Raw genomic sequence first — 16,159 nt, forward strand, 5'->3', positions numbered from 1 at the left:
CACCCCTACACCATATTTTTTTCTGAATCTATTTCAATTATATTAAATCTATTTTTTTTTAACAAGTAAATGTTTGGAGTAATGATTGACCTTTTATTGAATTTTTTCTACTAATATGCTAACATTTAGTAAATATATCACAAAGTTTGAGAGGAGTTTTTATGAAAAGAAGTTTATCTGGAATACAGCCAAGTGGGATTCTTCATCTTGGAAATTATTTTGGAGCAATGAAACAGTTTATTGAAAATCAAGAAAGTCATGATGGGTTTTATTTCATAGCCGATTATCACTCTCTTACATCTTTAACTGACCCAGCTTCACTTAGAGAAAATTCATACAATATAGTATTAGATTACCTAGCTTTAGGTTTAGACCCTGAGAGAAGTACAATTTTCCTTCAATCTGATGTCCCTGAGCATACTGAACTTATGTGGTTACTTTCAAATGTCACTCCAGTTGGGCTTTTAGAGAGAGGGCATTCTTATAAAGATAAAACTTCAAAAGGTTTCACAGCTAATACTGGTCTTTTAACATATCCAGTTCTTATGGCCGCTGACATCTTAATGTATGATGCCGATATCGTTCCAGTAGGAAAAGATCAAAAGCAACATTTAGAAATGGCAAGAGATATCGCTATGAAATTTAATCAGCAATACAATGTTGAACTTTTCACTCTTCCTGAACCTATGATAATGGAATCGCTAGCTGTTGTTCCTGGAACTGACGGTCAAAAGATGAGTAAGTCTTATGGAAACACTATCAATATGTTTGCTTCAAAAAAAGAACTTAAAAAACAGGTTATGAGTATTGTTACTGATTCTACTCCACTAGAAGAACCTAAAAATCCAAACAACAATATTGTTGATTTATATAAACTTTTTGTTTCAGAAGAAAAAGTTCAAGAGATGATGGATAAATTCAGAGCTGGAAATTATGGATATGGACATGCTAAAAATGAGCTTCTTGAAGCTATTTTAGAATACTTTGCCGAAGCTAGAGCTAAGAGAGAAAGACTTGCTGAGAATCCTGAATACGTTGAGGAAATCTTAGCATTAGGAGCTAGAAAAGCTAGAGCAATAGCTAGAGAAAAAATTACAAAAGCAAAACAAGCAGTTGGTCTTATCGGTAACGCCTATAACAAATAAATTTCATAGGAGAGTATTTCATGGCCATTAAAAATTCAATCTTAGAAACTATAGGAAAAACACCTCTTATTAAACTGAACAGATTAAATGATACTCAAGCAGATATCTATTTAAAATTAGAAAATTTTAATCCCGGTGGTAGTACAAAAGATAGAGCAGCAATGAATATGATTGAAGTTGCTGAAAAAAAAGGTTTATTGACAAAAAATACAACTATTATAGAAGCAACTAGTGGAAATACTGGAATCGCTCTTGCTATGATTTGTGCAGTTAAAGGATATAATCTCATCATCGTTATGCCAGATACTATGAGTGTAGAAAGACAATTACTCTTAAAAGCTTATGGTGCAACAATTATTACAACCGATGGGAAAAAAGGTATGAAAGAGTGCCTAAAAAAAGTTGATGAATTAAAAGAACTATATAATGATGTTTTTATTCCAGATCAATTTACTAATTTTGCAAATCCTGATGCTCATTATAACAGCACAGCTTTGGAAATAATAAATGATACAGATAAAAATTTAGATATTTTTATTTGTGGAACAGGAACAGGTGGAAGCTTTACTGGAGTAAGTAGAAGATTGAAAGAAGAAATTGAAGGGGTTAAAACTTATTCAGTGGAACCTTTAAATTCTCCACTTTTAACAAAAGGATATTCTGGACCACATAAAATTCAAGGAATGGGAATGAGTGCTGGATTTGTTCCTATAGTTTATGACGGAACTCTAGCTGATGAAGTTTTAACTGTAGACTGTAACGATGCATTTGAGATGACAAGACAACTTGCTCGGTTAGAAGGTGTCCTTTTAGGGATATCATCTGGAGCTGTTGTATCAGCAGCTCTTGAAGTTGCTAGAAGAGAAGAAAACCACGGTAAAAAAATTGTGGTGCTTTGTACAGATACAGGAGAGAGATATCTTTCTAGTGGAGTTTTTGACAATTAAAAAAAGGAGAGCACATAAGTGTTCTCCTTTTTCAATTATTTAGCAGGTGCATAAACTCCTGAGTTTACAGCATTTTGCATAGCTGCTCTTATTTTTGTAGCTCTTACAGAAGCTCCAGCTTTTTCAATATTAGCTGGTGTATATAACAATTCTAATGCTTCTGATAATTTTTTTCCATCAGTTGCTTTTAAAGCTGCTTCATACTTTGCTTTTTCTAATTCTAACTCTTTATTTTTTAAATAATCTTGATCTTTGTAAGCTAATGTTCTAAATTTTGCATTCTCTACAACATCATTTTTTAAATCAAATTGAACCTCTACTTGTGTTTCTTGTCCTGATACAAATGTCCCTCTGTAAAGTCCATTTCTGTTAGTAGCTGCATAAGCAACAACTGTTCCTAGAATTGATAGTGTTAGAATAAGTTTTTTCATCATTAATCTCCCCTTTAAATAATTTTATATGTTAATTCTTTACCAGCGGTCTTCCTTCCGCATCTGTAAACTTTCCTATCAAAATCATAAAGATATCTATTAGATACCAAATACCAAATCCTCCACCTGAAATCAACTGAAGAATTCCTGTTCCTGTTTTCCCAACATAAAATCTATGTACTCCAAACATTCCCAAAAAGATAGCCAGCAATAAAGTTACTACCCAATCTTTTCCAACGTTACTGTTATTCATAAAATGCCTCCTAATTATTAGGAATCTGCCAATCTATTCTATCTTTTCCTAAACTTTCAAGTATCTCATTCGTTTTTTTGAAATGATCACATCCAAAGAATCCTCTAGATGCTGAAAGAGGGCTTGGATGAACCCCTTCTAAAATATAATGATTAGAATTAGTAATCAGTTTCTTTTTACTTTTGGCATTATTTCCCCAAAGAATAAAAATGACAGAGTCCTGTTTTTCATTTAATTTTTTTATTACATCATCTGTAAATATTTCCCAACCTATTTTACTATGAGAGTTTGCATCTCCAGCCCTAACTGTTAAAGCTGTATTTAAAAGTAGTATACCCTGTTTTGCCCAAGAAACCAAGTACCCATTATTTGGAATAAATGTTCCAAGCTCTTGATTTAACTCTTTATATATATTTCTAAGAGATGGTGGAATAGGTATTCCAACATTCACAGAAAAAGCTAATCCATGAGCTTGCCCAGCACCATGGTATGGATCTTGACCTAGAATTACAACCTTACAGTCCTTATAACTTGTCAGTTTAAAAGCTTCAAAAATTTCATCTTTAGGTGGATATATAACTTGAGTTTTGTACTCCTCCACTAAAGTCATTTTTAATTTTTTATAATATTCCTTTTCAAATTCACTTCTTAAAACCTCATCCCAATCGTTACCTATCGTAACTGCCATATCCAACTCCTACAATTACTTTTTATCTAAAGTTAGACTTCCGCATTCTGGAATTCTTCCCTTCATTCCACATCCAGCACATGTTTCTCTACAATCTGGAGTTAGAGCAACCTCTTCTGCTTTCTTCAATTCTCTTTTTAAGAACCCTTTACTCACTCCAATATCTACAATATCCCAAGGCATTTCTGCATCAATATCTCTTGCTCCAAGATATTTTTTCTCATCTATATTTAAAGTTTCAATAGCTTCTTTCCAGATTCTATAGTTATCTCTGTAGTCATCTAATTTAGCACCATTTCTAAATGCTAACTCTATTAAATCTCCTATGTTTTCATCTCCTCTTGATAAGAATCCTTCTAAGTAAGATTTTCTAGAATCATGTATTCTAAGAGTTGTTCCTTTAAGACCATAAAAAGCATCTTTTAACATTTTGTGTTTTCTATCCATTTCTGCCATATCCATTTGCTCACTCCACTCGAAAGGAGTATGTGGTTTAGGAACAAAATTTGAAACACTTATAGTTATATTTACTCTTCTTCTTATCGTTCTACATTCCCATGCTACCTTTTTTGCCAACTCATAAATCCCAAGTACATCCTCATCTGTTTCAAAAGGAAGCCCTATCATGAAGTAGAATTTTAAGTTATCCCAACCAGCGTTAACTGCAGCTATTGCCGTATCTAAAATCTCTTGCTCATTAACACCTTTGTTTATTACATCTCTCATTCTTTGAGATCCAGCTTCCGGAGCGAATGTAAATCCTGTTCTTTTCCCTCCACTTATCTCCTCAGCAACTTGAACTGAATATGGATTCATTCTAAGCGATGGCAATGAAATTCCTAGATTTTTTCCTTCATATTCTTTTTGTAACCCTTTTATTAAAGGAGTTATTTCTGTATAATCACTGCTACTTAAAGATGATAATGAAATCTCTGAATATCCAGTATTATATAGCATTTTATTTATCAAATCTAAGTTTCCTTCTAAAGTTCTTTCTCTAACTGGTCTATAAACTATTCCAGCTTGGCAGAATCTACATCCTCTTGTACATCCTCTTTGGATTTCAACTGTTGCTCTATCATGAACTATTTGAATATATGGAACTATTTGGTTCTCATACATCTTAGAGTCATTTATATCCTCAAGAATTGCTCTTTTTATCTTTCTTTTTCCTTTATGAATACTTGGAATATATACTCCATCGAAATCTTGAATAGCTTCTAACTTTTCTTTTTTAGTTTTTCCTGATAAAGCAACAAGTGTTTCTGCTATCTTTACCATAGTTTCTTCTCCATCACCAATCACTATGAAATCTAAAAACTTTTCCATAGGAACCGGATTCATCATACAAGTTCCACCAGCCATAACTAAAGGATATTCCTCTCCTCTTTCAGCTGAATGAAGTGGTATTTTTGCTAAATCTAGAGCATTTAAAAGATTTGGATAACACATTTCATAAGAAAGAGAAAATCCTAAAAGATCAAAATCTTTTAAGTCACTCTTAGTTTCTAGTGAAAACATAGGAACATTATTTTCTCTCATCAACGTTTCTAAATCTTCCATTGGAGAAAATCCTCTCTCCACATAAAACCCTTCTACTCTATTCATAAGACTATATAATATTCTAATACCAAGATTTGACATTCCTACTTCATATATATCTGGAAAAAACAGACACATTCTGGCTTTTGTCTCTTCTAAATTTTTGTGACAACTATTTATTTCATTTCCTAAATATTGAGCTGGCTTTTCTACAGACATCAAATATTTTCCTAAATCTATTTTCATTATTTATCCTCTCTTTTACATATCATCTATTTTTTGAAATCTTTTCATACACTCATCTTTTGAAATATTGTGATGCTCTCTACAAAGTTTTGCTAGCTCTAAATTAATATCCCTTAAGATTTTATATCCAATTTCTGGATGAGTTTCGAGTTTAACATCTCCAAATAGAACTTTTTTTACTCTCCTAAATACCGTGACTCTACCCTTTCCACAATCATGAAGAAGAGCTAGTTTACGGTATATAGGTTTATCATTTAAAAGGGTATCTTTCTTTACTCTTTCCAGAATCGAAAAACTATGAACTTTATCATAGTCATCCATTTGATTAAAAATAAAAAATTCTGATTCTGAAATTTCTTTTCTTACCTCTTCATCTAAATTTTTATCATATTTAGAAAAAAGGCAGGTTAATCCCTGCTTAATTCTTCCTATCATTTTAGATCTCCCTAACTACAATAGTCTTGTAATTTTTTCTAAGAGATTTTATATTTTTACCATTTTTACCTATCACTTCACCTTTTTTATCCTTCTCAACATAAAAAATATACATCTTTCCATCTCTAGTAGATTCAATTTTAGCTATATTTTCTTCATGTAAATCATCTCTAGGAATTATTACTGAATCCATAAGCTCTTTTTTCAAATATACTTTTTCTAAAGAAAGATATTTACCTGGAAGTGCTTCCATTTTATCTGCCAAAATATAACCTGATGTAATTCTAACTTGCTTTGGCATAAAAGAGTTTCCTAAGAAACGTAGCTTATTTTTATGGAAAGATATCTCAACTGTTCTTACATGTTCTTTTAACTCTAAACCTTTTTTATCAGTGAATCTACTAACATCATAAGTTCCACTTAGAGTTTTACAAAGTTCTTCTATCTCGCTATTTTCTCTAACTATTTGTTTTTTAGGAAGAGAGTATAGGTATTCTCTTTTCTCTATTAAATCAGGAAAAACTAAATTAGGAACAGTCTTCTCAACTTTTTTTATAAACATTTTATCTTTCATCTCTATATTAAATTTTGAGATTATTTCTTGAAATTCCCCTAAGTAATTGCTGACAACATATAGTATATTTTCTTCTGCACTTACTTTAGAGTCGGTTCTTCCAGCTTGCTGTATTCCTTTTGCCCAAGTAAATCCTAGAGAGTTCATAACTCTTTTAAACTCACCTTTTACAGTTGTTTTTCCTATCATTTCATCGAAGCTATAGAATTTCTCTCCTCTGTATGACACATAAAACATATATCCCCATTTACTACTTTTCTCTAAAACTCTTAAATCCATAGTCACATCCTTATTTTATCTCTATTTATCTCTATATTTTATTACGTGACATCTTCTACATCTAGCTTCGTATGCTTCACTCGCTCCAACTAAAACTATCGGATCATCTGAAAAAGCTGGTTCTCCATTTACAAGTCTTTGAGTTCTTGAAGCTGGATTTCCACAAACTGCACAAATGGCATTGAATTTATCTACGTATTCTGCTTGAGCCATAAGACGGTCCATTGGTTTAAATGGTGCTCCTTTAAAGTCTTGATCTAAACCTGCAACTATAACTCTTTTACCCATATCTGCTAATTTTTCACAAAACTCAACAACACTCTCTCCAAAGAATTGAACTTCATCTATTCCAATTACTCTAGCATCTTTATAATTTTCAAAAAATTCTTTTTCCATTTCTTCCACTGTTGCAACAGGCACAGCTTCTATAAATGCTTGACTATGAGATGCAACTTTTGTATCATCATATCTTTTATCACTCGAATGCTTAAATACAACAATTTCTTGATTTGCATATTTCGCCCTTCTCATTCTTCTTATAAGCTCTTCACTTTTTCCTGAAAACATACTTCCAGTAACAACTTCTAACCATCCCATTCCCTCTGTTAACAATAAATGCATGAATTTCTCTCCTTATTTTTTATTGACGCCATTCTCTTCTAGAAAGTCTTCCATTATTATAGATATCTAGCTTTTCTAAAACTCCTGTTTCTGTATATCTTTCCCACTTACCGTCACGTCTGTGAGCTTTATATTGTCCCTTTTCTCTTAGTCTACCATTCGACCAGTACGATACATAAGTTCCTGTTCCTTTCGTTATCGTCTTTTTGTCTATAAGTTTTCCAGATTCATCAAACCACTCTATATTTCCCTCTAATAAACCATTTACATAATTTATTTTAGATCTCACTTTTGCGTTACTTAAATGATAAGTTATTTGAGTTCCATGTTTTCTATTGTTTACATATGGTTCTTCCACACCAACAGATCCATTTTCAGCATACCAAATTTTTCTTCCATTTAATTTTCCATCTTTGTACTCTTCACTATAACTTTTATGAAGTCCAATAAATGAAATAAATGTTCCTGTGAACGGTTTATCTTCTTTACCTTTAACATAAGCTATTTTGTTTTTTCCAATTTTTTTATCAAGAATATCAACTTGATCTATTCCATTTAAAACTATTTCTGTGATTCCATCCTCAACTTCAGATACATTAGTTTCTGGAAGTTTTGGTGTCGAGGTTTCAGTAGAAACTATCGTGTCATTCTTCGCATCATCTTTGATGTCTATTTCACTTTCCGTAATAACTTTATAGCCATCTTCGTCTATAACTTCAATTACTGCGTCTACAAACTGATCCTCTTCTTCTGTATCAATAATCTCAATTACTGCGTCTTTTTGTTTCCCCATTCTCATCTCTTGTAGATTAGTACAACTAGTTACAAGTAAAGATACTGTCAATATAAATATAGCTTTTCTTCCCACGTCTTCTCCTTTTCTTCAACAGATTAGTAGACTAGATTATAACATAATTTTTCAATAGTTCAAATAAAAAACCCAGCCTTCAATAGACCGGGTTTTTAGTTTTATTTCGAGTAGTTTGGTGCTTCTTTTGTTATTATAATATCATGAGGATGACTTTCTTTAAGTCCTGCTCCAGTTATTTTTACAAATCTACCATTTAATTTTAAGTCTTCAACAGTAGGAGTTCCACAGTATCCCATACCTGCTCTTACTCCACCACAAAGCTGGAATATTACATCTTTAAGTTCACCTTTAACTGCAACTCTTCCTTCAATTCCTTCTGGAACAAGTTTTTTAGCATCATTTTGGAAATATCTATCTTTAGACCCTCTTCTCATAGCAGCCATAGATCCCATTCCAACATATACCTTATATCTTCTTCCTTCATATATTATCTCTTCTCCTGGAGCTTCAGCTGTTCCAGCTAAAATTCCACCAAGCATAACACAATCTGCTCCAGCTGCTAATGCTTTTACTAAATCTCCTGAAAGTTTTATTCCACCGTCAGCTATTACACCAATTCCTCTTGTTTTACAAACTTCGTATACATCGTTAACTGCTGAAAGCTGAGGAACTCCAACTCCTGCAACAACTCTTGTTGTACAAATAGAACCTGGTCCTACTCCAACCTTTACTGCATTTACACCAGCATCAATTAAATCTAGTGCAGCTTCAGCTGTTACTATATTTCCACCTATTATATTAAGTGTTGGGTATTTATCTCTGATGCTCTTTATAGTTTTTAAAACTCCAACTGAATGTCCATGAGCTGAGTCAACAGTGATTATATCTACTCCAGCCTTTACTAAAGCTTCTACTCTTTCTAAAGTATCAGCTCCAACTCCAACTGCTCCACCTACTCTTAGTCTTCCTTGCTCATCTTTACAAGCATTTGGATACTCAACTAAATTGTCTATATCTTTTATTGTGATTAATCCTTTTAAGTAACCAGATTCATCAACTATAGGAAGTTTTTCTATTCTGTTAGCTAATAAAATATCCTTAGCTTCCTCTAAAGTAGTTCCAACTGAAGCTGTAACTAATTTTTCTTTAGTCATTATATCTTTAACTAACTGAGCCATATCTTTACGATATTTTAAATCTCTGTTTGTTATTATTCCCATTAATTTCCCATCTGCTTCTACAACTGGAAGTCCAGATATCTTGTATCTTCTCATTATTTCTTCTGCGTGTCCAACAGTTTGGTCTTGAGTTAGAGTAACTGGATTCTTTATCATTCCACTCTCATTTCTCTTTACTCTGTCTACTTCAGCTGCTTGGTCTTCAATATCCATATTCTTATGAATAAATCCTATTCCACCTTGTCTAGCTATAGCTATAGCTAAATCTCCTTCTGTAACAGTATCCATAGCGGCACTCAGTATAGGTACATTTAGAGTAATATCTTTTGTAAGTTTTGTTTTTAAACTAACTTCATGAGGTAATACTTCTGATCTTGCCGGTACAAGTAGGACATCGTCAAATGTAATAGCTTCTTTGATTATTTTTCCGTTCATCATTTCCTATCATTCTCCTCTATAAATACTAACTTTTTAATATATTTTAGCTATTATAGCACAACTTAGAACCTATGTCACTTCTATAAAAAAGTTTTTTTGATTTTATCCTTTTTATATCTTCATATGCTTTTTCTTTTGCCTCTTCTAAACTATCCCCAAATGCCACCACAGAAATTACACGACCTCCCGCAGTCAGTAATTTATTATTTTCCTCTTTCGTTCCCATGTGAAAAACTAAAGATTCCATATCTTCTGGAATATATACTTCGGCATTTATAGTCGAAGATTCCGGATAATTTTCCGATGCCATAACTACACCTAAAGTATATCTTTTGTCCCACTCTATTTCAACTTTATCCCCACTCATAACCTTTAAAATAGTATCTACTAAATCAGTTTTCATTCTTGGAAGAATTCCTTCTGCCTCTGGGTCTCCAAATCTGGCATTAAACTCTATTGTTTTAACTCCAGAATCAGTCAACATTATTCCACCAAACAGGAATCCTTTAAATGGTATCCCTTCAGACACCATGGCTTTAGCCATTGGTTTCATTATTTTTTCCATAGTCTCATTCATTATATCTGAGTCTATTTTTGAAACTGGCGAATATATCCCCATTCCACCAGTATTCGGTCCTTTATCTCCGTCAAATACTCTCTTATGGTCTTGAGCAACCTCAAGAGGCACAACATCTTCACCGTTCACTAAAGCTATTATTGAAAACTCAAATCCTTCTAAGCATTCCTCTATAACTACCTTATTATCCGGTATATCAAATGCTATATTCAGAGCTGATATAGCCTCTTCTAAAGTAGTAGCTACAGTCACACCTTTTCCAGCTTTTAATCCATCCTCTTTTATAACGATAGGTATATTTTGAGTAATCACATAATCTTTGGCACTCTCAAAATCATAAAAAGTTTTATATTCTGCTGTTGGAATCTCATACTTAGCCATTATTTTTTTTGCAAAATCTTTACTTGATTCTATTTTAGCTGCAGCTTGTTTAGGTCCAAATATTTTTAGTCCTCTTTTTTCAAACTCATCAGCTATACCTAAAGCTAAAGAAGTTTCAGGTCCAACTATAGTTAAATCTATATTTTCTTTTTCTGCAAAATTTGCAAGTTCAAATACATCAGAATCTTTAATATCAACAAGAGTAGCTACACTTTTCATTCCAGGATTTCCAGGAGCAACAAATACTTTAGCCACCATTTCACTCTCTTTGACTTTCCAAGCTAAGGCGTGTTCTCTACCACCTTTTCCAACAATTAGAATTTTCATTTTCCCCTCCAAAATTAATGTTTAAAGTGTCTTGTTCCTGTGAAAACCATGGCTATTCCATGCTTATTACATTCCTCTATAGATAGATTATCTTTTATTGATCCACCAGGCTGAATTATAGCTTTTATTCCATACTCACCTGCAAGCTCCACTGTATCAGCCATTGGGAAAAATGCATCAGATGCAAGAACTGCTCCTTTAGATAATTTCCCTGCCTGCTCTAAGGCTATCTTAGCTGACCCAACTCTATTCATTTGTCCTGCTCCAACTCCTAGAGTTTGACCATTTTTACTTATAACTATAGCGTTTGATTTAACATGCTTTACTACTTTCCAAGCAAATAACAGTTCTTTTAATTCTTCCTCAGTTGGTTTTATATCTGTTACGCACTGAAGGTCTTTTAAATCTATTTTTGCTAAATCCATGCTCTGTATAAGTGCTCCATCAGCAATTGTAACTAACTTATTTTTATTTTTAATTTCTTGATTCATATCTAACTTTAGAACTCTTAAATTCTTTTTAGCTTTTAAAATTTCTAAAGCTGGTTCTGTATAATTTGGAGCAATTATTATTTCTAAAAATAGTTTACTCATCTCTTCAGCTACTTTTTCATCAATAGTTCTATTTGTAGCTACTATCCCACCAAATATTGAAATTGGATCAGCAGAATAAGCCTTCTCCCAAGCCATATATACATTATCTCCCAGACCTATTCCACAAGGATTCATATGCTTTACTGCCACAACAGCTGGCTCTTCAAACTCTTTTAGCATCTCAAGAGCGGCATTTGTATCTTGTATATTATTGTATGAAAGTTCCTTTCCATTTAGTTGTTGTGAATTTGCCAAAGAATATCCTACAAAATTGTTTTTATAGAACGCGGCATTTTGATGTGGATTTTCTCCGTATCTTAAATCTTGAACTTTTTCATATGTCAAAGTTACTACTTCTGGGAACTCTTCTCCTGATTTTTCAGTTAAATAGTTTGATATCATAGAATCGTAAGCTGCCGTATGTCTAAATACTTTTGCTGCCAATCTACTCTTTGTTTCAATAGTTGTATCATTTTTCTGCTCTATCTCATTTAATATATTTGGATAATCAGAAGGATCTACACATACTGTTACAAATTTATGATTCTTAGCTGCTGAACGAAGCATGCTTGGACCACCAATATCTATATTTTCTATCAGTTCTTCATGAGTCACATTCTCTTTTTTTAAAGTTTCTTTGAATGGATATAAGTTTACAACTACCATATCAATAAGTTCAATGTTATTTTCTAGCAGTTCTTTCATATGACTTGGGTTGTCTCTAACACATAGAAGCCCCCCGTGTACATTTGGATGTAGAGTTTTTACTCTTCCATCCATTATCTCTGGAAAATTTGTTATTTCTGAGATTCCAAAAGTTTTAATACCGGCTAAATCTAAAGTTTTTTTAGTCCCACCAGTTGATACTATTTCATATCCATTTCTAACAAGTCCTTGAACGAACTCCACTAATCCCCTTTTATCTGAAACACTTACTAATGCACGCTTCATAATTTTTTCTCCTTACAAAGTTTTTTACTGATTTCAGTTAGAACCAATGGATAGATTTTGTATTCCATTTTATGTATCTCATTTTCTAACTCATCCAATTTCCATTTTTTATCTATTTCGATTCTTTCTTGATGTATTATTTCCCCCGTGTCTACTCCTGAATCAACATAGTGTACCGTCACACCAGTTGAAGCTACATTTGCTCTATAGGCATCTCCAATCCCATCTTTTCCAGGAAATTCTGGAAGATATGCTGGATGAATATTTATTATTTTACCGCCATATTCATTTAAAAGAGTTTCTGAAATTATTCTCATATATCCAGCTAAAGCTATTAGCTCAATTTCATATTCTTTTAAAACTTTAATAATTTTCTCTTCAAATTCTTGCTTATTAGAAAATCCTTTAGGATTTATATAGACACATGGAACTTCAAGCTTTTCTGCTCTCATTCTTGCAAAAGATGACATCTTATCAACTATGAGTAATTCAACAGAAAAATTCGAAGCCCGTCCATCCCTTAAAGAAAGAACTATATTCTCAAAATTTGTTCCACTCCCAGAAGCAAGAACTGCAATTTTTACCATACTAGTTCTACCCCACCAGATCCTTTTAACACCTCACCTATAACTACTGGTTTTTCTCCATTTTTTTCAAGGTTTTGAATAGTTGACTGAACATCCTTTTCGTCTACTACTATCATAAATCCAATTCCCATATTGTATATGTTATACATCTCATCCATCGGAACATTTCCCTTTTCAGCAAGGAACTTAAATATCTCTGGAGTTTCTATATTTTGAACATTAAATCTTGCCATCAAATCTTTAGGAAGAATACGAGGAACATTTTCAAAGAATCCTCCCCCTGTTATATGACACATTCCGTGAACTTCTACTTCTTCTATTAGAGATTTTATGCATTTAACATATATCTTAGTTGGAGTCAGCAATTGTTCTCCTAGTGTCTTTCCAAATCTATCATAATACTCATTTAGTTCTAAGTTATTGTCTTTTATAATTTTTCTAACTAGAGAGAATCCATTTGAGTGAACTCCACTTGAAGGAATTCCTATTATCACATCTCCAGCTTTAACTTTCTCTCCAGTTATAAGTTTTGATTTCTCAACAGCTCCAACTGTAAATCCAGCTATATCATAATGTCCTTCCGAATACATCCCTGGCATCTCAGCTGTTTCCCCACCAACTAGAGCACACTCTGACAGAACACACCCATCTGCAACACCTTTAACTATATCTTCTATTTGAGCTGGATCATTTTTCCCAACTGCTACATAGTCTAGAAAAAATACTGGCATAGCTCCTTGGACTAATACATCATTTACACACATAGCCACAGCATCTTGACCAATCGTATCATGCTTATTCATCTCAAATGCCAACATAAGTTTTGTTCCAACCCCATCAGTTCCACTAACTAATACAGGTTCTTTCAATCCAAGCGTTGAAAGGTCAAACATCCCACCAAAAGCTCCTAAACTATCCATAGCTCCTCTAACTTTTGTTCTATCTACGTGACTCTTTATTCTCTTAACAGACTCATATCCAGCTTCTAAATTAACCCCAGATTCCATGTATTTTTTACTCATTATTCTCTCCCTTTTTAAGATTCTCTAATAAACTAAATACGCTTGTTGGATATTTTCCAGTAAAGCAAGCTAAGCATATATTATTTCCTAATCCTTCTCTCATCCCCTCATGAGAAAGAAATGCCAATGAATCTGCACCGATATATTTTGCCAATTCATCTGCAATCAATCTTGTACTTATTAGTTCGCTATAACTTGATGTATCCACTCCGTAAAAACATGGACTTATAATTGGTGCTGAAGCTATTCTCATATGCACTTCTTTAGCTCCTGCCTCTTTTAAAAGATTAATTATATGTTTTGATGTTGTTCCTCTAACTATTGAATCATCAACTAGGACTACTCTTTTTCCTGAAACTACGGCTGCCATAGCTGATAGTTTCATCTTTACTCCTCTTTCTCTTTGTTGCTGATTAGGCTTTATAAAAGTACGTCCTACATATCTATTTTTTACAAGTCCTAACTCATATGGAAGACCAGAAAAATCTGAGTATCCCATTGCTGCTGAAAGAGAAGAGTCTGGAACTCCTATTACTATATCAGCTTCAACTGGATTTTCTTTTGCTAAAATATTTCCACAAACTCTTCTTGAATTATGGACGTTTAAACCATTTATACTGCTATCCGGTCTTGAGAAATATATATATTCCATGGCACACATTTTATCCTGTGTATTTTCTGTATACTTTTGAGATTTTAAATCATTTTTAGATATTTTCAAAACCTCTCCAGGTTCTATTCCTCTTATGTATGTTCCACCAACTATTTCAAAAGCTGAACTCTCAGAACTTACAACATATCCATTTTCTAACTTAGCAATTGAGAGTGGTCTAAAACCATTCTTATCTCTAATCACGTAAAGGTTCTCTTTATCCATTATTAAAAATGAGAAAGCTCCTTCTAGTCTAGGCAGTGCCTTTAAAATCTTCTCTTCAAAAGAACCAGCTTCTCTTTGAATAAGATGCCCAATTATTTCACTATCAGATGTTGAATAAAAAATGCTTCCCATAGCTTCAAGTTGCATCTTCAATTCTTTTGCATTCACTATATTTCCATTATGAGCTATAACAAAATCTCCAGTGTGAGAACGTATTAGAAGAGGTTGTACGTTATCTATCCCTCCTCCTCCAGCTGTTGAATATCTCACATGTCCTATAGACATTTTACCCGAAAGATTCTCAAGTTTTTCAGGAGAGAAGACCTCAGTTACGAGTCCCTCTCCTCTATGTCTTAATATTTCTTTACCTGTTGAAGTAGCAATTCCCGTTCCCTCTTGACCTCTATGTTGTAATGAATGTAATCCATAGTATGTAACGTGGGCTGCGTCTTCTACCCCAAATACTCCAAACACTCCACACTCTTCGTTGATTTTTCCATCTAAAAAATAATCTATTTCTAATTTCATATTTTCCCCAATCCACTCATTCTAGATAAAACTTCTTGGTAAGCCTCTTCAACACTTCCTAAATCTCTTCTAAATCTATCTTTGTCCAATTTCTTATGACTCTTTTTATCCCAAAGACGACAAGTATCAGGAGATATCTCATCAGCTAAAATTATTTTTCCAGTTGAATCTTTTCCAAATTCTATTTTAAAATCTATAAGTTCAATTCCTATTTCATCAAAGAAAGCTTTTAAAACTTCATTAATTTTTAAAGTAGTTGCATAGATATAATCTAATTCCTCTCTAGTTGCTAATTTTAATGCAATTGCATGGAAATCATTGATTAGAGGATCTTTTAATTCATCTTTTTTATAGCAAATTTCTAAAACTGGTACATCTAACTTATACCCTTCTTCAATTCCTAAAAGTTTTGCTGTAGAACCAGCTAATACATTTCTTGTGATTACCTCTAATGGAACTATTTCAACTTTTTTACAAAGTTGTGATCTATCAGATAGAGTTCTTAGTAAATGAGTTTCTATTCCATGTTTTGATAGATGCTCATAAATTAAAGTTGTTATACTGTTATTCAAGATACCCTTATTTACTATTTGACCTTTTTTAACATTATTGAAAGCTGTAGCATCATCTTTGTAAAAAATTATTACCTCTTCAGGATTATCAGTAGAAAAAACCTTTTTTGCTTTTCCTTCGTACATTTGTTTTCCTTCTAATGCTTTCATATTAAT

General features: G+C 32.8%; 17 protein-coding genes. 2 read left to right on the forward strand and 15 right to left on the reverse strand.

The annotated features are described in order from the left end of the window. Positions 1–161 precede the first annotated feature (161 nt). The gene (trpS, locus tag H3N56_RS05870) at positions 162–1,145 is read left to right on the forward strand and encodes a tryptophan--tRNA ligase (RefSeq protein ID WP_185880322.1); all 984 of its coding nucleotides are present in this window, start codon (positions 162–164) and stop codon (positions 1,143–1,145) included. Between the two features lie 20 nt (positions 1,146–1,165). Further along, on the forward strand, positions 1,166–2,092 hold the full coding sequence (gene cysK / locus H3N56_RS05875) for a cysteine synthase A (RefSeq protein WP_185880323.1): 927 nt from the start codon (positions 1,166–1,168) through the stop codon (positions 2,090–2,092). Positions 2,093–2,127: 35 nt separating this feature from the next. Here cysK and H3N56_RS05880 read toward each other — a convergent pair whose 3' ends face one another. The 15 genes from H3N56_RS05880 to purC form a co-directional block, all read right to left on the reverse strand. Further along, positions 2,128–2,523, reverse strand: a complete 396-nt coding sequence (locus tag H3N56_RS05880) for a hypothetical protein (RefSeq protein ID WP_185880324.1) — start codon at positions 2,521–2,523, stop codon at positions 2,128–2,130. Between the two features lie 31 nt (positions 2,524–2,554). Beyond that, entirely contained in the window at positions 2,555–2,776 is a 222-nt protein-coding gene (locus tag H3N56_RS05885) for a TM2 domain-containing protein (protein WP_185880325.1), read from the reverse strand. Between the two features lie 10 nt (positions 2,777–2,786). Continuing rightward, positions 2,787–3,464, reverse strand: a complete 678-nt coding sequence (locus tag H3N56_RS05890) for a uracil-DNA glycosylase (RefSeq protein WP_185880326.1) — start codon at positions 3,462–3,464, stop codon at positions 2,787–2,789. 15 nt (positions 3,465–3,479) lie between these two features. Next, positions 3,480–5,252, reverse strand: a complete 1,773-nt coding sequence (locus H3N56_RS05895; RefSeq protein WP_185880327.1) for a TIGR03960 family B12-binding radical SAM protein — start codon at positions 5,250–5,252, stop codon at positions 3,480–3,482. 15 nt (positions 5,253–5,267) lie between these two features. After that, a complete protein-coding gene (locus H3N56_RS05900) occupies positions 5,268–5,687 on the reverse strand; it encodes an HD domain-containing protein (RefSeq protein WP_185880328.1) in 420 nt (139 codons plus the stop codon). A gap of 1 nt (position 5,688) precedes the next feature. Further along, positions 5,689–6,540: a KH domain-containing protein gene (locus H3N56_RS05905; protein ID WP_185880329.1), complete on the reverse strand. Its 852-nt coding sequence runs from the start codon at positions 6,538–6,540 to the stop codon at positions 5,689–5,691. Positions 6,541–6,561: 21 nt separating this feature from the next. Next, the gene (locus H3N56_RS05910; protein ID WP_185880330.1) at positions 6,562–7,161 is read right to left on the reverse strand and encodes a thymidine kinase; all 600 of its coding nucleotides are present in this window, start codon (positions 7,159–7,161) and stop codon (positions 6,562–6,564) included. A 19-nt stretch (positions 7,162–7,180) separates the two neighbouring features. After that, positions 7,181–8,029, reverse strand: coding sequence for a toxin-antitoxin system YwqK family antitoxin (locus H3N56_RS05915; protein WP_185880331.1), 849 nt, complete (start codon positions 8,027–8,029; stop codon positions 7,181–7,183). Positions 8,030–8,130: 101 nt separating this feature from the next. After that, positions 8,131–9,588 (reverse strand): IMP dehydrogenase, encoded by a 1,458-nt coding sequence (gene guaB / locus H3N56_RS05920; protein ID WP_185880332.1) that lies wholly within the window; start codon positions 9,586–9,588, stop codon positions 8,131–8,133. Positions 9,589–9,631: 43 nt separating this feature from the next. Then, a complete protein-coding gene (gene purD / locus H3N56_RS05925; RefSeq protein ID WP_185880333.1) occupies positions 9,632–10,873 on the reverse strand; it encodes a phosphoribosylamine--glycine ligase in 1,242 nt (413 codons plus the stop codon). A gap of 14 nt (positions 10,874–10,887) precedes the next feature. Next, positions 10,888–12,420: a bifunctional phosphoribosylaminoimidazolecarboxamide formyltransferase/IMP cyclohydrolase gene (purH, locus tag H3N56_RS05930; protein ID WP_185881084.1), complete on the reverse strand. Its 1,533-nt coding sequence runs from the start codon at positions 12,418–12,420 to the stop codon at positions 10,888–10,890. Then, on the reverse strand, positions 12,414–13,004 hold the full coding sequence (gene purN, locus H3N56_RS05935) for a phosphoribosylglycinamide formyltransferase (protein WP_185880334.1): 591 nt from the start codon (positions 13,002–13,004) through the stop codon (positions 12,414–12,416). Before purN ends, purH begins: the two co-directional genes overlap by 7 nt. Continuing rightward, positions 12,998–14,026, reverse strand: a complete 1,029-nt coding sequence (purM, locus tag H3N56_RS05940) for a phosphoribosylformylglycinamidine cyclo-ligase (protein ID WP_185880335.1) — start codon at positions 14,024–14,026, stop codon at positions 12,998–13,000. The genes purN and purM overlap by 7 nt, the downstream gene beginning before the upstream one ends. Next, positions 14,019–15,431: an amidophosphoribosyltransferase gene (gene purF, locus H3N56_RS05945; RefSeq protein WP_185880336.1), complete on the reverse strand. Its 1,413-nt coding sequence runs from the start codon at positions 15,429–15,431 to the stop codon at positions 14,019–14,021. The genes purM and purF overlap by 8 nt, the downstream gene beginning before the upstream one ends. After that, on the reverse strand, positions 15,428–16,153 hold the full coding sequence (gene purC, locus H3N56_RS05950) for a phosphoribosylaminoimidazolesuccinocarboxamide synthase (RefSeq protein ID WP_185880337.1): 726 nt from the start codon (positions 16,151–16,153) through the stop codon (positions 15,428–15,430). Before purC ends, purF begins: the two co-directional genes overlap by 4 nt. Positions 16,154–16,159 lie beyond the last annotated feature (6 nt).

Source organism: Cetobacterium sp. 2A (genome assembly GCF_014250685.1).
Classification (GTDB): Bacteria; Fusobacteriota; Fusobacteriia; order Fusobacteriales; family Fusobacteriaceae; genus Cetobacterium.